The sequence below is a fragment of the Pedobacter sp. MR22-3 genome, assembly GCF_026240075.1.
Classification (GTDB): Bacteria; Bacteroidota; Bacteroidia; order Sphingobacteriales; family Sphingobacteriaceae; genus Pedobacter.
Genome location: NZ_JAPIVF010000007.1, coordinates 140,378 through 163,184 on the forward strand (window position 1 = coordinate 140,378; position 22,807 = coordinate 163,184).

Sequence of the window (22,807 nt, forward strand, 5' to 3'; positions counted from 1 at the left end):
AATAAACGAACTATAATACAGTTTTGCACACCTTCAGCAAGGCCTCACCAGCCCGATAGATGTCTTCAAAGGAATTGTATAAAGGCACCGGGCTAAGCCTGATCACATCCGGCTCACGCCAGTCACCGAGTATGTGTTCGGCAACCAGTCCGTCAAATATGGCCTTTCCTTTTTCAGCGGCAATAATAGAAAGTTGCGCACCTCTTTCCAGTGGATTCGCTGGCGTAATGATCTTAAATTGCTCCTTTCCAATATTTTTATTAACCTCATTTATAATATATTCCAGATAACCCGTTAAATGAATACTTTTATTTCTTAACGGAGTTAAAAAACCAGCTTGCTCAAATATTTGCAGGGATGCGTGGTACAGGGCCATAGGCATTACCTGTGTACAGCTCACCTGCCACCCATCAGCACCAGCTTCAGGCATAAATCCCTTTTCCATTTTAAAACGTTTATCTTCCTGGTAGCCCCACCAGCCGGCAAAGCGATTGAGTTCCTGGTTTTGGAAATGCTTTTCATGAACAAATATACCGGCAATCCCTCCAGGACCAGAATTTTGATATTTGTAAGAACACCAGCAGGCAAAATCAACGCCCCAGTCATGAAGTTTTACAGGAACATTTCCCGCGGCATGTGCCAGGTCCCAGCCTACCACCGCACCGGCGGCATGGCCTGCCTTCGTAATTTTCTCCATATCATACCATTGACCAGTATAATAATTAATGCCACCAAACAATACCAATGCCGTTTCTTCAGCATTTTCATTGATCTTAGCGATGATGTCTTCTGTACGGAGTGTATCTTCACCTGCCCTTGGAAAAACCTCTATGATGACATCATCCGGATTTTGGCCATGAAACCTGACCTGGCTTTCCAAGGCATACTGATCAGAGGGGAAAGCGCCACCCTCCATAATAATCTTAACACGCCTGCCCTTGGGTTGATAAAAGCTCACCATCAGCAGGTGCAGATTTACGGTCAGCGTATTCATTGGGCAAACCTCAGCTGGTGAAGCACCAACCAAAGGGGCCATCAGATTTTTTAATTCTTTATGGTAATACATCCAGGGCTGATCCCCTTCAAACCAACCCTCTACTGCCAGATTTGCCCAGTTGGATAACTGCCTGCTCAATACCTGAAATGCTGCTTTAGGTTGCAGCCCTAACGAGTTTCCACACAGGTATATAAATTCTTGGTCATGATGTTTAGGAAATAAGAACTGCTGCCTGAAATCTTTTAATACATCAGCCTGGTCCTGCGCTTGAGCAAACGCTAAATTGTTTTCAAAATTCATTAGCCAATATTACAAAAAAAGCAGGTATTGTTTCCAATCCTGCTTTTTAAAAATAGTTTTTTATTTATAATTTAGAATTTCATCGTATCATGTTTTCCCATATCCGGCGTATCGCCGGTAACAACTGCTTTGAGTAGGCTAAACAGGACTACAATTTTTGAAGATGAGGCATCCCAGTATTCAGCCTCATCAGGTGTCACCTTAATTAAAATTAACCTGGGGTCTTCTACGCCATCAGGAAACCAGGCTTTCACAAAAGGCGAAAAGTAAGCTTCTTTCCTTACCTGGTCATCCACCAGCTCTGCTTTGCCTTTTACCGTTAAATAAGTGTTTTTTGATGGATCACTGTAAGCCAGTAACACATTATTTTCCTTCGAAATCTCTTTTGACTTTAACGAATACTCATTGGTGAAAAACCAAATGCTGCCATCTTCTTCAATCTTGGCCGTACCCATTGGTCTGCTGCCCAATTCGTCACTTGCAGAAAAAGTAGTGAACATACAGGTACGTACACTTTCTGCCATTTCTTTTAAAATCGATATGTTTTTCTCGTTTTTCATTGCTTTGGTATTTATTGAAAAACAGGATAGCCCTTAAAATGTTTGACTAACTACACCTTATTTGGCTTACTGACATAGGGATTACCCTTAACAAAAAAACGCCAGGGTAGTAAGGCATGTTCCTGTGCATAGGCAATACCTACACGCGGGCAGGCAACAATCTCTTCATCCATATAGCGGACCTGGTGATCTTCGATCCATATTTCATTGCCTGACAGGTCTTTCTGGTTAAAAGTACGATCGATGCCTAATGCTTTCGCAGCAGAACCCGGTCCTGATGAAACAGCAGGCCTGGAGACTGGCATCCCTCTTCTTTCTTCCATAAGTTCTTTCCCTATCAAGGGTTCAACAGCCCGGATCAACACCGCATGCGGATCATCTTTCAACGAACTTACGACATTAAAAAGATGGTGCATGCCATAACAAAGATACACATAGGCCACACCACCCTGGCTATACATCGTTTCTGTACGGTTGGTTCTTCTGCCGCCATAGGCATGTGATGCCTTGTCTTTGATGCCATAGTAGGCTTCTGTTTCTACGATAATGCCAGCACTGATCTGACCATCAATATGGGTATATAGAACTTTACCTAGCAAGTCTTTTGCCAAAGCAATTACGTCCTCATTCTGATAATATTCCGGCGTTAATTTCAATATGAATCTAAATTATCTGTTTAGCAAAACATGAATAACCTGCTCTAAATAAGCCTGGTCTATACTATCGAAATGATCAGAAAACTCGCTGTCTACATCCAGTACGCCAATAACCTGGTTATCTTTAATTAATGGCAATACGATTTCTGATTTAGATGCGGAAGCACAGGCAATATGCCCTGGAAATTCATCTACATCGGGTACGATTAAAGTTTTTTGTTGCAACCATGCTGATCCGCAAACCCCTTTTCCTTTTTTAATTCTGGTACAGGCCACTGGTCCCTGAAATGGCCCCAATACAAGTTCTTCATCTTTCACCAGGTAAAAACCCACCCAAAACCAGTTAAACTGTTCTTTCAGTGCTGCAGAAACATTAGCCATATTGGCTACAAAATCTGTTTCTCCAAACAATAAACCTTCTATTTGAGGAATAAGTGATTGGTATTGCTTTTCTTTTGGAATTGCCCTGTCTATTGTTAAATCTTCTGCCATGTACCAAAGTTAAACAGGATTTAATTCATTTTAATTTAATAATTTGATAATGACATTAAATTGAAGGTGATGATCCTGTTAAATTAATTAGTTTTGATGCCTTAAACACCTGATCACATGATTGCAGCTTTAACCATTACCAAATACCGCGGATTTAGTATTCCATTTGCATTTCTCGGTATGGCTATACTCCGGCTGCCGCTTTGGCTCAATCGAAATTGCAGGTTCTGGAAGTTAATGGGGAGTGGCAAAAACGCGCAGGTAGATCTTGCTGCGGATTACAGGCATTGGGCCATCATCACCACCTGGGATAATGTAGAACATTGCGATCAATTTTATGCCCGTTCTTTTCCGATAAAATGGTTTAGGTTTTTTGGATATGAAGAATTTACAATTTTATTAAAGCCTTTAAGTAGCCATGGTTTATGGTCAGGTAAAGAACCTTTTAAGTCTAATGTGAATCATAAAATTGATCAGGGTAGAATTGCCGTCATTACAAGGGCAAAGATTCGTTTTAGTAAATTAAAAGAGTTTAGGCAAAACATTAAAAGAGCTGCTGATCAAATGAGGAGATCAGAAGGTTTTATTCTATCAGCCGGTGTGGGAGAAAATCCTTTCCTGGATCAGGCCACCTTTTCCATTTGGGAAAATGCAGAAAGCATGAAAGATTATGCCTATAAATCATTTGACCATGCTGATATCATCAAACTTACCAGAGAAAGAAATTGGTATGCTGAAGACTTGTTTGCACGTTTTGAAATCCTGAAGATGGAAGGTGTTTTTAACGGAAAATCAGTACATGAATATCTGCCATTCCATCATTTAAATCATTAAACCAATTAAGTCCAATGAGAGTTATTGCAGAATTACCGCATCCAGAATGTAAGATCACCATCTTTTCAATGAACCAGAAATATATTGTAAAATTTGAACAAGGTACCTTTGAGCAAAGTTATAAACTGGCAGAAGTTGACCTGAGCGGTGGCGGCGTAAACGATGTATTTGAGATTTTAGATGAAGAATTTATCACTACCGTGATCAACCGGTTTAAGCTCATGAGAAGTGATTTTACTTCAGCTTATAACAGATATCAATTCTAATCAAATCACCATATTAACTCACTGAATTATAGCAGTTTATTTTTAGTTTCAGAATTTAATTTGGCTTTTTCGATATAAAATAATATAAATCTGAATTTTTATCTGTTTAAAGATATTAGGCTATGACACTTAACTCTTTGATTAATTTAAACTTATATACTTTAGCAGAATATAATTTGGATAGTTTATTTTGCCAAATAAATGAAATCCATGCCTTTTATTTGAACTAAAACATTAAACAAAAATTCGATTCATAATTGAACTTAGCTTGCTCATGCGTGAATCAATGCCCCTCCTACATTTTTTTTGTATAGGAGTAAATGCTCAAGATATGAATCGAATTCAGGTTGTAAGGCATAGAAAATGATTTAAGAAATCACGGTATCATGAACCACTACCCTATACCAGTTTGCAGAAAACTTTTCTATAGCGGCCAGGTGTACCGGATCTTCCTGGTAAGCATTATGATCTTCCATATTGTTAAAAGTGACCGTTAGCGAATAGGTAAAGGAGTTATCGGTAACAGGACGTATTGGGGTATTTGCCGCCAGGCCATAACTTAGCGTTTTTACATATTTACTTGCACGCAGGTGCTCAAAGAAATTTTTGAAATTTTCTCTTTCAGCTTTTGTTAATTGTGGCTTCAGCCAAAACATAACGAAATGCTGTATTGGACTGCTATTGGAAACTTGATGATCTGACATACTGTTCTTTTTTATTCCAAGGTAAAAAAAATAGGCTAAAAAAGAAAGCAGCTATAAGCTGAAACCCAATGCCCCCGTTTTTCTTACTGATTATCAATTTAACAAACAATTGGTCTTTAATCATGTTTATTAGCTATGGCATTTAAAGCAGCAATCATCGTAGGCGTAACAATAGGCCTGATCTCGTTTTTTGGAATTCGCAAGATCGTAAAAGATCAGCAGGTACCCGCAGTGCAGTAACTGACATCGATCATATCATCCTGAACCAGCAGAAAATAAAAAGCAAAAGATTACCTTTTTGTTAATTTTTATTCCCATCCGGTGGGAAAAATTCGGTATTACCATTTTTCTGATCAGGTTTGTCTTTGCTTTCAGCAATCATTTGATCCAATAAATCATCAAATTCATTACTTTCAGGTTCGCATCCTTATATTCACCATTAAAAAAAAGGATCAGTTAAATTGCATACCTACGAAATGTGTGTCGAAAGTCTTAACTAGATGACCGAGGAAACTATACTCATCCAAATCCCATCGAGTATAGAAAGCAAAAAAATTGAATGGGAAGAAATAGATTAATATGCTTCAAATCTCCAATCAATTTATTGCAGGAAATTTGAGGACAAAATTATACTTTTGAGAGGTCTGAAAAACAGGGGAGCTTACAGCCAGTCGGACAGGAATGCATTTCGGAATAAAACGCACCCTGTCCAATTGGGTGAAAAACCCTCATAATTTTAAGTTCCATTTAACTGGAGGTGTTGAAGTCGGTTTGTTATCTTTAATTTCTACTGCCATTAATTTTTAAAGATTTCAGCCAGTTTCTTTGAAAGATCTTCCCCGCGCAGGTCTTTTCCAACGATCTTTCCCTCCGGATTAACAAGAAAATTCGTAGGGATGGCTTTAACTTCATAGAGTACTCCGGCCTCATTTTCCCAGCCTTTTAAATCACCAACTTGTTTCCAAATCAATTTATCATCTTCAATAGCCTTTAGCCATTTGGCTTTATCTGCTGCTTTATCCATTGAAACGCCTAAAATTTCAAAACCTTTTGATTTGTATTGCTCATAGTTCTTCACCAGGTTTGGATTTTCCCGTCTGCAAGGTGCACACCATGAGGCCCAAAAATCTACAAGCACATATTTCCCGCGGTAGTCAGATAGCTTTACCATCTTTCCATCTACGTCAGGTTGAGAGAAATCCGTAGCCTCAACACCTTCCTGTGTTTTCTTTACAGTTGCAATTTTTGCTGCCACTTCTTTTCCGAGATAGGATAATCTTAAATCCTCGTTAAGACTTAAAAACGTTTTCTCCATGGCCAAAGCATCAAAATCCGGACCGAGCAATGAATTAAGTGCCATTACGGCCATATATTTATCCGGGTTCTTGCTAATATAAGACATCTTCGCTTCAAAAATTTCCCTTTCTACAGCTTTTGCACGTGTCTCTAAGGTCTGAATATATGCCTTATCCTGCTTTTTTGCTTCTGGTTGTGCATTATATTCTGCGTCTAACGATTTGTATTTATCGTATATCGGTTTCAAATAAGCCGTTACCTTATCATTTTCTGCATTAATTGCCGATCCTGTAATTACGGCCTTAGAAATAGAATCTTTAGCTGTAAGTATAATAGATTCATTAAACAACAATAAAGGCTTTATGTCATAACCAGACCTTTTTGCAGGATTATCCGGTGTAGCATCATGTTTCACCCTTACACGTGCTTCCGTTGGAGATTCCATTTTTCCGTTAAATTCGAATTTTCCGTTAACTATTTCTGTTGAATCTGTTGATATACGATCAGCATACTTAATCATTAAAAAAGCTTTCGCCGGAGCATTTAGTTTTCCTATTTGCCCCTTAATGGTGTATCCCGTTTGCGCCTTAAGGTAAAAAGGCACCATTCCTGTCAATAAACATAAAATTATCTTTCTCATTTTTTCATTTGTTAATGATGTACTACTATTTCTTATTCTCTTTTTTAGATTTCCCATGGCTACCTAGCAGGCGATTATATAAGGACTGGTCTTTTAAAACTTCAACTGCCTCATTTAGGCTTTCATTCGCTTCGTTACGTACGCGCAGCTGATAGTCAGACCCTTCATACAGCAGGGCGGCAATTTCCGACTTAAGTTCTACCGCAAGGCTCTCCCGGGCTGCGGTATCAGATTTCCCCGGCATATTTTTAATATGTTCCTTCGCTTGCTCCATAAACTTGTCAAGCACTGCATCATCTACTTTAAAATTCTTAATAAACGCTTGAAAATCGGGATACTTTTGTAATAAAGCAGTCCTGTTTTGCTGTACAAAATCAAATCCTACCTTAGTTGTCATTCCACTGTTCATGATTAAGGTCATCCAGTTGCTGTATAAATTTGTATCAATCGGCACAAAACGGTCTGGCATGATTCCCCCGCCACCATATACAGTTCTCTTGTTGTTTAAGGTATTAAACTTCAATGAATCCGGAAAATTGAAATGACCGGGTTCTTTTAGCTCGCCTGAAGCCAGTCTACGGTTAAAGTCTTCAAAATAGTCGGCTTTTCCTTTGGTGTAAGGTTTCTGGATGGATCTTCCAGAAGGTGTATAGTATCGGGCACCGGTTAGGCGTAGCACCGAACCATCTGTCATAACCAATGGCTTCTGCATAAGCCCTTTACCAAAACTACGGCGCCCGATAACTACTGCACGATCCCAATCCTGCAATGCGCCGGTTACAATCTCACTTGAGGAAGCCGTTGATTCGTCAATCAACACAACCAGGTCTCCGGTCATAAACTGCCCAAAGCCACCTGTGCCAAAATAATCCTTACCGCCATCATGACCAATGGTATAAAATACAGTACTTTCTTTCGGCAAAAATTCATCTGCTACACCGATTGCCGCTTCTACATATCCTCCACCATTACCCTGAAGGTCTAAAACCAGTTTTTTCATGCCTTTTGCTTTTAAAGCTTTAAGGGCAGCATCCATCTCCCTGCGTGTAGATTCACTAAATATCGCAAGCGAAATGTAACCAATTTCCTTGCTTACCATGTAACTGGCACGAATAGACAAGTCTGCAATTTGCTCACGCGTGACTTTAATCAGCATTGGTTTTGTAGCATTGCCACGCATCATTCCCAGACTTACCTGCTTACCTTTTTCGCCGCGGAGCAACAGCATTACTTGCTGATTTTTTAAACCTTTACCTAAGATCGGCTGACCATCAACACTGATGATTTGATCACCCTGACGCAATCCTGCTTTAAATGCAGGCCCATCCGGGTTTACAGCAGTGATAAAAGTACTGTCGCTAACCATCGCAAAAGTAATCCCTATTCCAGCAAAGCTACCCGACATAGATTGATTCATCTCCTCTGCTTCTTCCCTACTCATGTAACTCGAATGCGGATCAAGGTCGCTGATCATGGCCTTGATTGCTACGTCTACAATTTTCTCATCCTGAACAGGATCCACATAGTTATCCTGAATAAGCTTTAAGGCTTCCTGAAGCTTTACTTTTGGATTCATCTGCGCCTGCGCCTGTAACAGGCTTATCGAAGCGACTACTACTGCCAGTGCTATTTTATGTATCTTGTTCATTTGCTTATTTTTCTTTTCTTATGATTTCAATAGCCATTGATAACTCATCCATGAGCTGACTAGGGCTACCCGAATAGCCTTCGGAGCTATATCTTACTTCACCATTTTTCACAATGATCTTACGGGGAATCCCGGATGACTGGAACAAAGGAATCAGACTTCTAAATACCTTATTTTGCTCACCATTTTCACCGATAGCATCGTGTAATAAGTTAAACCGGAAACCCTGGCTTTTAACAAAGTCAACTGATTTCTTTTTGTAGTCACCAAATTGCATGGTGCCAATCATGTATACGGCAACCGACGGGTCCTTCGTATATTTATCGATCAGCAACTGCATTCCCGGAAAAGCCATAATACAAGGACGACACCAGGTAGCCCAAAAATCGATTACCACGATCTTGTCTTTCCAATCGCTGGAGTTAATCATTTTGCCTTCAGCATTCTCCAGGGAAAAAGGAATCAGCGGATGCTTTACCATATTTTCCATTACGTGAATGCGCATCGCATCCACAGCGTCTGAAGAATTTAATGAAGCAAGGTATTTATCATAATCTTGAGTGCTCTCGTTGTGCTCTGCTAAATAGATTGCTTTGAGGCGATCAAACATCAGCGGCGTTACAGCCATGTTTTTCACACTGGCCTCCAGTAAGGGTTTAATTTTATCTATCTGTTTTAATTGGTCAAGAAGATACAGATGGATCTCATTTAGTTCTGCACTGGCATAACGTTTCTGATCTGAAAGATATCCAATATATTCCAACCCTTCATCGTAAGCACCAGCAGCTTTACACAAGGACACATGGCTGAATATACGTTCGCTCAATTGCTGCGCTACATTGTTATTTATCAGGGAGTCATTGCCGCTAAAATCTTCTGCATAAGAACCATCATTTTTTAATTTAAACAGCACAGGCATAATCTTCCGGCTCAAAGGCAAAACAGCTTTCTTCTCAGCCTCAGAACCTATCATTTCCATCTTGGTTACATTGAAGCGGTAAACCTCATTTGCAGTTTTAAAATCGAAATCATTAAACAAGGCAAGAAATTTATCGTATGCTTTCTGCCTAAAATAAGCAGTTGCTAATCCACGGTATACCTCATAATAAATGTAAGCTTGTCCGTCCGGATTTTTGCGCCATTCCACGATTGGAAATTCTGCCAGAAATTGCTCTAAGGCTCCTGTCATTTTTGCTTTATCGGGTTCCTGTAAAGCCTGCTGATAGCGAATAAACCTTGCCATTTTACCTTTCGGGAAACGGCTTAGGATCTCCGATTTCAGTTGTTCAGACCGCAATTCGTCCTTAGCTATAAACTGATAATAGCGCTGAATGTTGGACAACTGATCCTCCTTAAGCTTTGCGCCCGGAATTTGTGATTCCTTTTTCAATAAAGCCTCGACGGTTGCAGCATCATTTTGGGGACTAGCAAATGGGCTTAATTCCTGTTCGGCCATATAGAGCAGTGCCTCTCCAAGGTAGTTACCTGGCACAACTTTCTTTTTAGGACTCAGAACCCGGCTAAAGAACCCCTTTCCGTTATTATTATCTTTCGCATCCGGATGGTCTGCGCTTCCCTGAAAAAATCTTAAGGCGAAAAAGGAAACGTCTGCAGGCAATAGCAAACTGCCCGTCCAGGCCCCGTTTACTTTTTTAAGCGTCAGCGGCTGCGCTTTCCATTGCGAAGCATTATGAAAAAGAAGTGCTACGGCCGATACTTCATCACTAAATTCAAGGTCGGTTCCTTTGGCACTATAATTTATAGATACGGGTTTACCTGCAGTAGGTGCAGCAGGGCTTAATGTTAAACCATTACCCTGTTGTGCATAAGTAAATATGGCAAACAGGGCTAATAAAGCAGTAAAAAGTGTTTTTTTCATTTATCTGGGACTTTGTTGTATTTCAGGATTGAGATTAAGCACAGCAGGGGCAATCGGGTATATAAATCTGTTGCTACCCGGACTTAAAGTATATTGCTGCCCCTGGAAGGTACGCACATAAGGCTTTGCGAACTCAGGGTCGAGGTTTAACCTGCGCTGATCGAACCAACGCAACCCCATTCCCATAAATTCCCTCCGGCGTTCGTTGATGACAGCCGGAAGAAGATCAGCAGGATTTGTGATCACCAGATCCTGGTAATCTGCGGCTTTTATCCTCGTTTTTCTGAGTTTGTTTAACCACTCCAGCGTTTTAGAGGTATTACCCGCCCGGGCATACACTTCTGCATTGATCAGCATCATTTCTGGTACAGACAGACCGGTCTGGCAAGAAAACTCGTTAAATTGCGGACGGATGTATGCAATGCCCGGCACATCATTACTGGTACCGGTAAACAGTTCCAACCTTGCATCTCCTGAAGGAAACAAGCTGAGGAGTTCTGGGTTCAGCTCAGACATAAACGTACCGGCAGAAATCTTCGATAAAAGAATTTCCGGATCATCCAATCTTCTTGGAAAGCTTACTGTATTACCAATATAATTTTCCAGCGTCTTGAGTGAGCTGTTTATCGCCAGGGCTTTATCAGCATATTCTCCTGCAAGCGTGAAGTTTCTCATATACAAATACGTTCTTGACAATAAGGCATATGCAGAAACTTTCGCGGCGTGGCCATTATTCGTTGCCGTAGCGGGCAATGACGGGATAGCCTCCTGAAGGTCTGATAAGATCTGCTTATAGACAATATCCAGGTTGCTCCGGTCTAACTTTAGGAACAGATCCGGGGTTTTCAATAAAGGAATCCCGACCTGGGTTTGAGCTTTCGACGGATCATAAACCTCGCCGTATTGATTCGCCAGCATCAGATACGCAAACGCCCTTTGAACTAAAGCGTCTGCATAGATTTGTTTCTTTTGCGTTTCAGTCCCTTTAAGACTAGACATTACACTGTAAATAACTTCATTACAAGTATATATGGTTTTATATAAATTGCCCCAGCCAATGTCTGTCTGGGTATCACCATAGTAATTTGATCCCCATACATAGGTGGCCTTAAATTCAGCGTTTAAAGAGTTTTGATGGTTTTCATCAGTAGTCGCCATGTCATCGTTGCTCACAAATGGAAGAATATAAGACTTCTCCATAGTGGACCTGTCATTCATGACGAATTGAAAATCATCTGTGTATTTTAAGGTACGCTGACCGAATTGTTCTACCTCAACATACTTTCTGCAAGATGAGCTGACTGTTAGGATAAACAATGCAACCCAGATTTGATAAGTTAATGCTTTCATTTTAAATATTTTGATACGTTTGTTAAAACGATGTGTTTACACTGATAAAAAATGCTTTCGCAGGAGCCAGGTTATTGTAATTGCTGCTGGCCAAATAACTTGGATCAACTCCGTATTTGTTCTTGCGCCAGATCAAACCCAAGTTTCTGACACTTGCATTGATTGAAGCCGACTTAAAAGGTGTCTTTTTCAACAGTTCATTCCTGAAAGAATAACCTAATGAGATCTGTTGAAGCCGAATATAGCTTCCACTCATGGTCAAAATATCTGAGTTTTTATACCTGTCTATACTATTGGATGAAATGTCTTTCAAGCCCGGAACATTGGTAAGTTTTTCATCACCAGGCTGACGCCAGCGTAAAGCCAGATCAGACTGCATGCCTATGGACCCCTGGTAAGGTGAATAATCCGGATAGCCTTCTACAGACGGTTTTCTCACCACGTTGCCCATCGAATAAGCAATTCTGACACCCAACGTAAACTGCTTATACCTAAAGTCGTTATTGAAACCGCCAAAATAAGGAGGCGTAGTCCTGCCCATGTATACCAGGTCATCCGCAGTTAATTTATTGTTTCCGATGTCAGTGCCGATGATGTCTCCATCTTTATTATAGATCTGTGACTGACCTTTGTCATCCAGTCCAGCCCATCTGTACGCATACATATAATCCATAGGTAAACCGACCGTAGGCGTAGAAGAACCGACCAGGTTGCTGGTCACAGCCTTTTTTAGCCTGTTGTCTGTAACTTCATTTGTATTATAAGAGAAATTAAAAACCGAATTCCATGAATAATCCCTTTGGCTAACTACATTCACCTGCATGCCTAATTCAAAACCATGACTTTTCATACTTGCACTGTTGAATTGCAAAGAAGTCCAGCCATAGGTTGAGTTGTAAGGAAAGGTATATAAAATGTCTGATGTGTTTTTATTATAAGCGTCGATGCTAAAGGACAGGCGGTTTTGTAGCAGGGCAAAATCCACCCCAAAGTTCAGGGACTTCACTTTCTCCCAGGAGATCTGGTTATTTGCAGGACTTGAAATCTGTGCAATCGTCTCATTTGTTTGGTTGTCGGTGCTGGTATTAATCACCACAACGTTACCTGATCCGGTAGGTAAAGTTCCGCCCACACCATAAGTTAACCTGAAATCCAAAGCATTCAGCCAACTAATGTCCTGAACGAAATTCTCCATTTTGGCATTCCATTTTATACCGGTAGACCAAAGTGGCTTTGCCCGCTGATTACGTGCAGCTCCCGTAATCGTAAAATCATCAAAGCGAACACTTCCCGATGCTACATATTTCCCTTTCAGAAAAGACAGTCCAACGTTCGAATAATAGGACAATGCCCTCTTAATACCCTTTTTCAACGGATTATCAGCATTAATTGTATTCGTGTAATCTTCAACTGTATTGTAGGGCACAGTTGGGTTAAAAGCCTTATCCTGATAAATATCCTCATTAAATCCGTAACGGTACTGCTCAGAAGACTGATAGCTGTTCTGCCGGATCTCTGCCCCTCCCAGGAAAGCAATGTTCAAAAAGTCTCCAATGTTCCGGTCTACATTTAGCTGAGACCTCAATGTATATTCCCAGGAATTATAATTGATAAGGCCCAGTTTTCCGCCATAAGGAATACCGTATACAAGCTTTCCTTCATCATTGATGGTTGTTGCAAAATTTAACAGATCACGAACGTCATAACTATCTGCCCGGTCCAGATTTTCCGTATCTTCGATATTACGCTGCAACATTCCGGATACGGAAAAGTTGACTCCATTAACAATTCTTGTGTCGACACCCATATTGAACCTTAAGCGGTTGGATTGCGTATTGTAATGCGTTTTATCCAACTCGTCCAAAGCAGAATATGTCCATGGTAGATAACCTTTATTTAAAAAGTCCTGCATGACTTCATCCCTATATTTGATGGATCTTGCAATGTTATTTCCATTGGCGTCGCGAAGTAACTGGTATGGCTTTAATCCTTTCATTCCATTCCCCATTGCGTTCTGCGCAGCTGGATTGTTTAGTGTGCGGGAGTAGTTATAATTCAACCCGAAAGTAAGGTTCACCCTGTCATTAAACAATTTATTGCTCAGATTGGAATTCACAAAGAAACTCTCTGCTTGATTTCCTTTAAATACAGGCACATCTTTAGTGTAGTTTGTCGATACATAATAACTGCTTTTATTGGCTCCACCTGATAAAGACAGGTTATATTGCTGGGAAACCGCCCTTTGCAGCAGGAGATCCCTGATCTGGCTCTTATTATCAATCTGTCCGAGCGCAGCCAGCGCAGCATCACGTTCTCCCACCGTTGCCGTTCCCCGGTCCACCTTAAACATCCACTCTAAGGCTTCGCTTTGTGGTGCGTTGTTATTAAAACTCATCCAGCTTGGCTTATCGGCCGGATCCAGGATAAATCCCAGCCCTTTTAGTTCACGTTCCAGATCGATATACTGCGCGCTGTTCATTGTCTTTATATTGTTCAGATCAGCGGGAGACGAAACACTAAGGTTGGTACTAAAATTAATTGAAGGGGGTGTATTTCTCCCTTTTTTAGTTTCAATCACAATTACCCCGTTAGCCGCCTTGGCACCCCATATTGATGAGGCTGCAGCATCCTTAAGGATCGTAATGCTTTCGATATCATCAGGGTTGAACCTGTTCAGTACTGCCCCTGCACTGGTACCATTTCCTGAAGAGACCTTCGATAACTCACCACGACTGTCCTCATTTTCCATTAAAGGGAATCCATCAATTACAATTAAAGGACTCTTTGGAGATAAATTGCCGAAGCTGTTATTGCCACGAATACTAATGCTATTGGTTCTAAGATCAACCTGAACGCCTGGTGCCATTCCCTCCAGTTTTTCAAGGATATTCACGGAAGGAACCTTTTTTATATCTTTAGCTTTAATCACCTCAAAAGCACCAGTCGCACGGTCCTTAGGTAATTTGGTATACCCGGTAGACACTACTTCCACTTCATCCAGTGTATTATTTTCACTGTAAAGTACGGCGTTTACTACATTACCTTTCCCCAACGTCATTTTTTGAGGTTGCATGCCCACATAGGTAAATACAATGGCGTCGGCTTTTTCAAGTAAACGCAAGGTGTAACTTCCATCACTGCTGCTAATTACCCCCACCCTTACTGACATTCCTTCGGGAAACACCGTTGCCCCAATCAGTGGCTTTCCATTTTGATCAGTAACTTTTCCAGTTATAATTCTGTAATTAGGCGCTGGTATCTTTTGTCTGGCAGCTTCTAACTGCTTTTCGTCTTCCCTTAAATCCCTGACAATGGTATAATAATTCTCCTGAACATACAGGAAAAGCAATTTATTGGGGTAAAGTATCGCCTTCAGTACGCTATCCACAGTTTTCGATTTTGCCAGGGGAAGTTTTAGGCTTACCATCTTGTTATCCACTAGGCCTGCCTGGTAAGAAAATTTAGTGCCATAAGTTTTCTGAACTTCAGAAAGTGCTTTCTGCAGGGTCATTTGCTCCTGCGCCAATGCAGAACGCATGGAGGTTACAATGAGCAGAAAGCCCAGCATAAATAGTAGTTTTGTTTTCATTTAGTTTGGTTTGGTTTAGTTTGTTGAGGTTAATCTATTTCATACGGTAAGGTCTATGTCTACTCATGCGTAATCAGGAGTTGATTTTTATTGATGATAACTTTTACATCAAATACTTTTTTAATTACAAAAAGGATGTCTTCTGCGCTACCTGAAGGGACTGCGCCCGAAAGTCGTTTACCTTTGAGATCATCAGCATGTATGGTCACCTCGTAACCATAGGTATCTTCGAGTATTTCGGCAATGTCGTTTATCGTATAGCCTTCCACATTGAGCTCTTTTTTTGTCCAGGACTCACTTGCAGCCGCAACTTTTTGTGTTTCTTTAAGAATCTGTTTGCCATCGTATACCAATACATCACCCGGCTTCATGATCCTGGAGAAAGCAAATGGTCCCTTCTTTTCAATTCTCAGGCCTCCAGTCAGCAAAGCGATCTCCGTACGACCTCGTCTATCTTTAATGTTAAACTTAGTACCCAATACAGTCAGCTCTAAACCGTTTACGTGAACCTTAAATGAGTCGGCCTGCTGAAATCTGTTTTTTAGCGCCACGTGCTTCACTGCAAATGCAGCTTCACCCTCCAGCCATATTTCCCTAGGTTTATCAGAACGCCAGTTGCGTACATAGTGAATCCGGCTATTACCGTTTAACATCACATCAGATGAATCTGGAAGTGTCACACTGCGCAATTCTCCGTAATCCGATCGGACCACCTGTTTTCCTTGCTGCATCAGTTCAGCGATAGTAAAATAAACGGCTAAGCCTGCAGCGATGGCGGACATCCATTTGCCTGCACGTTTAAGCGGCATCACATAAGAACGTTCCAAATGATCGTGTCTTGCAATCCTTTCGCTGATTTGTCCCCAGATGGATTCAGCACTATTTTGAGCAGTGTATATTTGCTGACGATGTAACATCAGTATCCAACTTTCCGCTTCTGCCATTTCTTTTTCCCTGTCGGGATATGCCGATAATACCTTTTGCCAAAGCATTTTACTGGCTTGGTCAGGATGCAAAACGTATTGTATGAAGTTTTCATCGTCAAAGAAATCCAGCGCACTATAGCTGCTGTAATCAGTTGCTTTCAAGTTATTCATGATTTATTAATGTTATATACACATAGAATTCACATTTTACCCCAAGCAACTCATTAATTTTTTGAGTGGAGTAAAAAAGCTGGTAAGTGCAGTTACTTTCTGGAAAGATTCAGCAGGTAAAGTATCAGTAAGTAATCAAACCTTGGCAGGTGTTGCTTTAGCGAATCAATCGCCCTGTAAAGTAGTTTGTAGGTTGCTTTTGTAGAAAGTTGCATCACATCCGCAATTTCATTAAAATCCATTTCCTCAAAATAACGAAGGTGAATAACCTCCCGCTGGCGAGGCGTCATTTTATCAAGTGCAATCGCAAGATTTTCCTGAATCTTCCTGGTTCGCTCAGCACTGATCATGCGATGATCATGGCCCAGTTCAATATTAAAGGCTATTTTTTCTTCTGTCGCAGGAAAAGCCATAATCTTTGGCAAATAATCCAATTTTCGGATTAAACGCCTTCTGAAAGCCTTATAAATATAATTTTTTACAGAATTTGTAGCATTGATTTTTTCTCTGTCAATCCAAAGCTTAACAAACAGATCCTGTATAATGTCCTCTATAAGATGATCGTCTGGTGTAAATTTATGACCATAATTAAAGAGCAATTCGTAATAAGCATCAAATATAAATTTCAACGCACGCTCATTACCGTACCGAAATTCATCCCATGCCTTTTGCTCACTGGTCATATTTTAGTTAGCTGTTTATAAAAAATAATCGGAAGCATATTCAAAGATGAAAAAATGTTTTGAGGAACAATTAAAAATCAAAAAATTGTTTGCAAACCAGCACGAATGACCTTGATAACTGCAACCATAGATGGATACGAAAGGGATAGGTCAGAAATGAAGCATCTGTTGGCTACAACTCTTCTAAATTCAGCATCTATCAAATCCTTTTTAATAAAGTGTCTACGGCTCCCAAAGTACGGGAGATCATACGACAACAAATTCTTTCACGGAAGATATGTGAGCAGAAAAGCAAGAATAATTGAAAAGTTAAGCGGAATACCGTTTGCAGAATTTGCGATTAAAAATATAGTCAAATCATTGAAGATGACAAACTCCGTATTGGCAATAAAAGAGTTCGCCAATAATGCCAATCTATTCGATAGTCTTGGGAAAGCCTATCTTACAAATAAGTAATACGAATTGGCATTAAATAGCTACGGGCAAGCCATAAGTCTCGGTGAGGCAACTGGAAATACAGGAAAAACGGCAGAGCAATTAAGAAAATTATAGGTAAATAAGTATTGTCTGGTTTCCATTCAAAGAAACTAAAAACTAATGTGAAGGTGCCGTATAAGCAACCTCGTCTTTAGTTGGTTTCCTGTGCCAATAAGAAGCAAGCAAGGAACCTGTGATATTCATTAAAGGACCGAATACTGCAGGAGCAAGTCCAACAGTGGCCATTTTGCCCATCTCTTTGGCTATGGCCGATGCTAACCCGCCGTTCTGCATGCCCACCTCAATAGCCATAGTTCTGCAGTCACGTTCCTCCATTTTAAATAACCTCCCTGACCAATAACCTAAAACATATCCGGTCAGATTATGAATCATTACCAGTAATATTAATTTGAACCCTATATCCAATAAACTGTTATGCCCTGCAGCTGTGATAATCATGATGATAAACGCAATCCCAGACATAGATATTAAAGGCATAATTTTTTCAACCCACTGTTGCTTATGCCGCAATAATCGATTAAATATTAAACCTAAAACAATCGGTACAATCACCATCTTGGCAATATCGAACATCATATTTTCAACATTGATGTCAATAAATGCTCCCGCAAGCATTTTCATCAGTAATGGCGTTATCAATGGTGCCAGTAATGTTGAAACGGCTGTGATCGTAACCGACAGGGCAAGATTGGCCTTTGCCAGGTATGATATCACATTTGAGGCCATTCCGTTAGGCGAACACCCAATTAAAATAATCCCAGCAGCAATCTCAGGCTTAAACCCGCTTATACTGGCCAAGGTCAACCCCAGTAAGGGCATGATTAAAAAATGACTGAAAACACCAATGAATACTCCTTTAGGCATTTTTAATACGTTTACAAAATCTTTAACATGCATAGATGTCCCCATGCCAAACATAATGATTTGGATCAAGGGAGTAATGAGCAATGCAAATTTAAAACCGTGATATGAGATAAAATAGTCAGGATAACTTAAAGATGTCGTCACTGCTGCACAGATCAGCAATGTAAAACTAAAGCCCTTTAATAAGGTAAAATTCCTGAAGCCAATCGCCAGGAATAAAAAGGCAACAATAATTTCCGGCACTGCTGTCCGAAAACCGGAACTAAAGCAAATGATCATGGCCATAATTAACAAGGAAGCCGCCATAACCAAAACGATCCTGGAAAGATTTGGTTTAAGGCCTTTACCGTCGATATGTTTACTGTTCCCGTGTTTTTCCATATATTTTTAGAAGACTGATGGCCACGCCACAAATTATCTTTTTTGAATACTGAGATTCTATTGATGCATGCAAGTGACATCCTTTAACATCATGGATACAAACGAAATAGACGCAACAATGTTGCCCTCAGATGTGGCATGGCAAAATTATCTTTTTAGCAAAAGAAATGAATAGTTATGGTTGGCACCGGAAATACCATTTACACGACATTTATTCAACCGCAACCAACCTCCGAAGCCAAAGGCCGGCAATAAGCACCTTGCCGGAAAGATGTGAAACAATCCATATCACACTCTGCCCCTTCTCCTGCTTTCCTGATACTCCGAAAGCAATTCACTCTTATAAAACTTATCCCCGGGAAGCTTCATCGGCTTCAATTGGCTTATGCAAAAGAGCCAGGAAAAGTTCCTGAAGTTAACAGATCGGGGATGGGGAGAATGCTAGCCGCATAAGACAGTTCTAAATAAGCGAAAGCAATATTTAAAAAAATGCTTTATATGACATGATAACCGCGAGGAATAAGGCTTGATAGAAGTTCCCCATTTTGATTCCTTTACAAGTGACATTCATTCTGTAGTTTATTTCTGTGATTTTTCCCCAATCAGCTATTGTATTTACAATGGGAATAACTCTCTTCGCATATTCAGTGGGCTCATAAGTAACCATAACAGGTGTGGCTCCCTCTTCCACTTTACGGACTATAACGCCATTTGTTTCCAAATCCTTCAACTCATTTGACAACACCCTGGCAGAAATACCCTCCACGGCCCGCTGTAATTCATTAAAGCGATTATATCCACTCGCGATTCCTACTACAATACGTAATTCCACTTACCTCCCAGAACATGAAGGGCATCCTCAATAGCCTTTAAACTTTGTGAACAAGCTAAACTTTTGAATTCGTTTTTATCGTTTTCACTTTCCATCTATTTTATGCAACTAACCTTTATGATAGTACTAACCTTTAGGTTACAACTTACTTTTTACGAGCGAATATACTTTTGCTTCATTAACTGAAGGCTGTTCTCCGTGTAATTGGTGAATGATTCGCATAGCTAGGAGACTGAAATTAATAACTGATAATACTTAATAAAATTAAAATGAATACCACAAAAAATGTACTCTTGATCAATGCACATTTAACCTACCCTAATCGGTCGGAGGGATTATTAAACCAGGTATTTCATCAAAAAGCAAAAGACTTTTTCCTGTCAAAGGATTTCGAAGTTTTAGAGACTAAAGTTGAGGATGGATATCATGATATCGAAGTAGAAAAACATCTGGCAGCAGATATCATCATTTTGCAGACCCCAATTAATTGGTTTAGTACACCTTGGATATATAAAAAATACGTGGATGAAGTTTTTGACGACGGATTCATTAAATCGACATTCTTTGAAAACGATGGAAGAACACGTCAGGATCCGACCAGACAATATGGAACAGGTGGAAAAATGATGGGAAAGAAATTTATGGTTAGTAGTACGTGGAATGCGCCACAGGAAAGTTTTGGAAATAGCGATCAGCTTTTGTATGAAGGTAGAAGTACAACTGATGCCTTAATAAATATTACAACGACTTATCGTTTTTGTGGGGTGGAAATTGTGCCGGATTACAATTGTTTTGATATTTACAAAGATGGCGACATCTCAGACACCTTAGAAAGGTATCCCGAACATTTAGAAAAAGTTTTTAATTTGTCTTAGTCACAATAATTTCGTTCTGCACATCAATAAAGTAATACTTAGATTGGGGATTATTCCATATATAGCCGATAATTTCACTGAACGTGGTTATACCTCATTTCATACTACTTTTAGTTTTAAAAAATGAATTTAAATCAATTCAATATCCCTAGATAAACCTACTTAATGGCTTGGATCCAGAACTAAACGAATTTCAGTGCCTTTATTTTTTTGAGGTAGCATTCCTGTTTAGTATTCCACTTTAAATATGAAAGTGAAAATTTAACCTATATTTATCTCGATTAATCTATTGCGTTTTTGAAAAATTACCTAAATAAACCTGTAACACAATTCCCATTTATTGAGGTGTTTAGGCTGGAAGAATTACTTGCCGGTACTTTCGATCATTATCAGCGCTTTAATTTCCATCTGTTGCTATGGAGTACGGAGATTGACGGAACTATCACTTTTAGTATTGACTTTACTGATTTTGAAATGCCTGGCCATCAGGCTGTCGTCATTTACCCATACCAGAATATTAAAATTGACCTGACTGATAAAAAGGGGTTTTTATTTTTAATTCATAATGATGTATTCTTTTGGATCAATCAGAAAATCGGTTCCGACTATCTCAATGGATATTTTATAAACCAACTGGTATCCTTTGATAGTAAAAGTGCCAGAACAATGGGAAAAATCGTTGATTTACTTTTGGCGGAGTACGGTACCGATAACAGGGCTTTAATGATGGAAAGCTATGTGTTTTCGCTTTTATTTCAGGTGTCATCTATTTTTGAGGAAAGCCCTGGGCCCAGAGATTATGTGGACTATCCTGTTTTCGGAAAACTGATGAGTTTGATAGAAACGCATTTTATTAAAGAAAAAGGAGCTGCCTTTTATATCAAACAGTTAAATATTTCAGCAAAAAAGCTAAATCAGATCTGCGATAGTATCACCAATAAAAATCTAAAATACCTGATTCAGGACCGCATTGTTATGGAAATCCGGAAGGAATTGCACCTCGGTAAAAAGACCGTGAAGGAAATAGCCTATGATCTGGGGTTTACTGAACCCGCTTACCTTACCCGTTTTACAAAAAAACATACAGGCCTGACCCCAAAAGAATTCTTAAAGCAGTAAAGTCCTTTTTTTTAGCTGGAAAGTGTAATTTTTTTCCTTTTCTGTCACGCTACATTTGTGCGGTAATTAAATAGAAATGGAAAAGTACAATTCAATACAAACTATTATAGTTTGCACACCGGCACCTCATTATATTGGACTATTATGAAAAAAAATGCTTTAGTTACCTATCTCAGAACAAAGCGTGTTCCGTTGATATTGTGTGGCATTCTGCTGATTGCAGGCACATTAGTTTTGACCTTTGCCTGGTCAGCAGGTCTGATTGGCGGACGTATTACTACCCGGACATTCCTAAAGGATACGCCCATTACATTCCCGGCAGGCTACCGTCGTGCTCATGGTAAAGGTATTTGTTTCGAAGGCACTTTCCGTGCCTCCGGTAAAGCTGTACCATTTTCTATTGCGAGCGTATTTGCCCAGCAGGAAGTTCCGGTTATAGGACGTTTTTCATTGGGTAGTCCCGATCCCTATGCCCCTGATAATTCCACCCGAACGGTCAGTATGGCCCTGATGCTTACCGCAGATGACGGAGAACAGTGGCGGATGAAATTGAACAATGAACCTTTTTTTGCCACCAGTGATGCAGAAGGTTTTCTCAAACAAATGGAGGCCTATAAGCCCAACCCGGCTACGGGCACTCCTGATCCAGCACGCGTGGCCGCTTTTTTGAAAGCATATCCGGAAGTAAAGAAATATGTCAAATGGGATGCTACTGCACCCTGGACCCGCAGTTTTGCCGGAGCACAGTACAACGTGATTAATTCATTCATTTTAATTGATAAAAATGGCAGGAAGCAGCCAATACGCTGGTCTATGCGGCCACACGCACCATTCACTTCGTGGAGTGTCAGCCAGCGTAAACAGGCCAGTCACGATTTCCTATTTGAGGATTTGAAACAGCGCCTTAAAAAGGGGCCGCTATACTGGGACCTTGTGCTGACTTTGGCCGAACCAGGCGATCCGGTAAATGATCCTTCACAGGTTTGGCCGGAAAGCCGCCGACAGATAGTAGCCGGCACATTGGCAGTATCCCATGTTTTTGACCAGACGAAGGGTGGTTGCAGGGATGTTAACTTTGACCCTACCCGTGTCCCAAAGGGAATTACCCTTTCGGATGATCCCGTTCTGGCAGCCCGGGCCGGCATTTATGCTCATTCGCACAGCGATCGTGTACGGGAGATCGGCTATGGTAAGGCTACGGATGCAGTAGGCAAACATCAAAATGATAATCCTAAAAACAAGTAAAC

19 protein-coding genes are annotated in these 22,807 nt (G+C 40.3%); 5 read left to right on the forward strand and 14 right to left on the reverse strand.

Annotated elements, in window-relative coordinates; all coding sequences use genetic code 11:
* Positions 1-10 precede the first annotated feature (10 nt).
* The 4 genes from kynU to OQ267_RS18580 form a co-directional block, all read right to left on the reverse strand.
* Positions 11-1,297 carry a kynureninase gene (gene kynU / locus OQ267_RS18565; RefSeq protein WP_265837401.1) on the reverse strand — a complete coding sequence of 429 codons (1,287 nt, stop codon included), beginning with the start codon at positions 1,295-1,297 and terminating at the stop codon, positions 11-13.
* A gap of 71 nt (positions 1,298-1,368) precedes the next feature.
* The gene (locus OQ267_RS18570) at positions 1,369-1,857 is read right to left on the reverse strand and encodes a pyridoxamine 5'-phosphate oxidase family protein (protein ID WP_265837403.1); all 489 of its coding nucleotides are present in this window, start codon (positions 1,855-1,857) and stop codon (positions 1,369-1,371) included.
* Between the two features lie 50 nt (positions 1,858-1,907).
* The gene (locus OQ267_RS18575; RefSeq protein ID WP_265837405.1) at positions 1,908-2,513 is read right to left on the reverse strand and encodes a DNA-3-methyladenine glycosylase; all 606 of its coding nucleotides are present in this window, start codon (positions 2,511-2,513) and stop codon (positions 1,908-1,910) included.
* A gap of 12 nt (positions 2,514-2,525) precedes the next feature.
* The gene (locus OQ267_RS18580; protein WP_265837406.1) at positions 2,526-3,005 is read right to left on the reverse strand and encodes a GAF domain-containing protein; all 480 of its coding nucleotides are present in this window, start codon (positions 3,003-3,005) and stop codon (positions 2,526-2,528) included.
* Positions 3,006-3,122: 117 nt separating this feature from the next.
* On the opposite strand from OQ267_RS18580, the gene OQ267_RS18585 reads away from it, so the two are divergent.
* Both OQ267_RS18585 and OQ267_RS18590 read left to right on the forward strand, forming a co-directional pair.
* Positions 3,123-3,839, forward strand: a complete 717-nt coding sequence (locus OQ267_RS18585) for a DUF3291 domain-containing protein (RefSeq protein ID WP_265837407.1) — start codon at positions 3,123-3,125, stop codon at positions 3,837-3,839.
* A gap of 14 nt (positions 3,840-3,853) precedes the next feature.
* On the forward strand, positions 3,854-4,105 hold the full coding sequence (locus tag OQ267_RS18590; protein WP_088301739.1) for a hypothetical protein: 252 nt from the start codon (positions 3,854-3,856) through the stop codon (positions 4,103-4,105).
* A 368-nt stretch (positions 4,106-4,473) separates the two neighbouring features.
* Here OQ267_RS18590 and OQ267_RS18595 read toward each other — a convergent pair whose 3' ends face one another.
* The 10 genes from OQ267_RS18595 to OQ267_RS18640 all read right to left on the reverse strand — a co-directional run bounded on the left by OQ267_RS18595 (position 4,474) and on the right by OQ267_RS18640 (position 19,566).
* Positions 4,474-4,809 (reverse strand): Dabb family protein, encoded by a 336-nt coding sequence (locus tag OQ267_RS18595; protein WP_265837410.1) that lies wholly within the window; start codon positions 4,807-4,809, stop codon positions 4,474-4,476.
* Between the two features lie 796 nt (positions 4,810-5,605).
* Positions 5,606-6,745 carry a TlpA disulfide reductase family protein gene (locus OQ267_RS18600; protein WP_265837412.1) on the reverse strand — a complete coding sequence of 380 codons (1,140 nt, stop codon included), beginning with the start codon at positions 6,743-6,745 and terminating at the stop codon, positions 5,606-5,608.
* Between the two features lie 25 nt (positions 6,746-6,770).
* On the reverse strand, positions 6,771-8,393 hold the full coding sequence (locus OQ267_RS18605) for a S41 family peptidase (RefSeq protein WP_265837414.1): 1,623 nt from the start codon (positions 8,391-8,393) through the stop codon (positions 6,771-6,773).
* Positions 8,394-8,397: 4 nt separating this feature from the next.
* Positions 8,398-10,272 carry a TlpA family protein disulfide reductase gene (locus tag OQ267_RS18610; RefSeq protein WP_265837416.1) on the reverse strand — a complete coding sequence of 625 codons (1,875 nt, stop codon included), beginning with the start codon at positions 10,270-10,272 and terminating at the stop codon, positions 8,398-8,400.
* Positions 10,273-11,622 (reverse strand): RagB/SusD family nutrient uptake outer membrane protein, encoded by a 1,350-nt coding sequence (locus OQ267_RS18615; protein WP_265837418.1) that lies wholly within the window; start codon positions 11,620-11,622, stop codon positions 10,273-10,275.
* Between the two features lie 22 nt (positions 11,623-11,644).
* Complete coding sequence (locus OQ267_RS18620) at positions 11,645-15,211, reverse strand: SusC/RagA family TonB-linked outer membrane protein (protein ID WP_265837420.1); 3,567 nt, start codon at positions 15,209-15,211, stop codon at positions 11,645-11,647.
* A gap of 59 nt (positions 15,212-15,270) precedes the next feature.
* A complete protein-coding gene (locus OQ267_RS18625; protein WP_265837421.1) occupies positions 15,271-16,308 on the reverse strand; it encodes a FecR family protein in 1,038 nt (345 codons plus the stop codon).
* A 92-nt stretch (positions 16,309-16,400) separates the two neighbouring features.
* Positions 16,401-16,991: an RNA polymerase sigma factor gene (locus OQ267_RS18630; RefSeq protein ID WP_265837423.1), complete on the reverse strand. Its 591-nt coding sequence runs from the start codon at positions 16,989-16,991 to the stop codon at positions 16,401-16,403.
* Between the two features lie 594 nt (positions 16,992-17,585).
* Entirely contained in the window at positions 17,586-18,734 is a 1,149-nt protein-coding gene (locus tag OQ267_RS18635) for a bile acid:sodium symporter family protein (protein WP_265837424.1), read from the reverse strand.
* A gap of 481 nt (positions 18,735-19,215) precedes the next feature.
* Positions 19,216-19,566 carry a winged helix-turn-helix transcriptional regulator gene (locus OQ267_RS18640; RefSeq protein ID WP_265837425.1) on the reverse strand — a complete coding sequence of 117 codons (351 nt, stop codon included), beginning with the start codon at positions 19,564-19,566 and terminating at the stop codon, positions 19,216-19,218.
* Positions 19,567-19,835: 269 nt separating this feature from the next.
* On the opposite strand from OQ267_RS18640, the gene OQ267_RS18645 reads away from it, so the two are divergent.
* The 3 genes from OQ267_RS18645 to OQ267_RS18655 all read left to right on the forward strand — a co-directional run bounded on the left by OQ267_RS18645 (position 19,836) and on the right by OQ267_RS18655 (position 22,805).
* Positions 19,836-20,441: an NAD(P)H-dependent oxidoreductase gene (locus OQ267_RS18645; protein ID WP_265837427.1), complete on the forward strand. Its 606-nt coding sequence runs from the start codon at positions 19,836-19,838 to the stop codon at positions 20,439-20,441.
* A 297-nt stretch (positions 20,442-20,738) separates the two neighbouring features.
* Positions 20,739-21,560: a helix-turn-helix domain-containing protein gene (locus OQ267_RS18650; protein ID WP_265837428.1), complete on the forward strand. Its 822-nt coding sequence runs from the start codon at positions 20,739-20,741 to the stop codon at positions 21,558-21,560.
* A gap of 144 nt (positions 21,561-21,704) precedes the next feature.
* A complete protein-coding gene (locus OQ267_RS18655) occupies positions 21,705-22,805 on the forward strand; it encodes a catalase family peroxidase (protein ID WP_265837429.1) in 1,101 nt (366 codons plus the stop codon).
* The last annotated feature ends 2 nt before the right edge of the window (positions 22,806-22,807 follow it).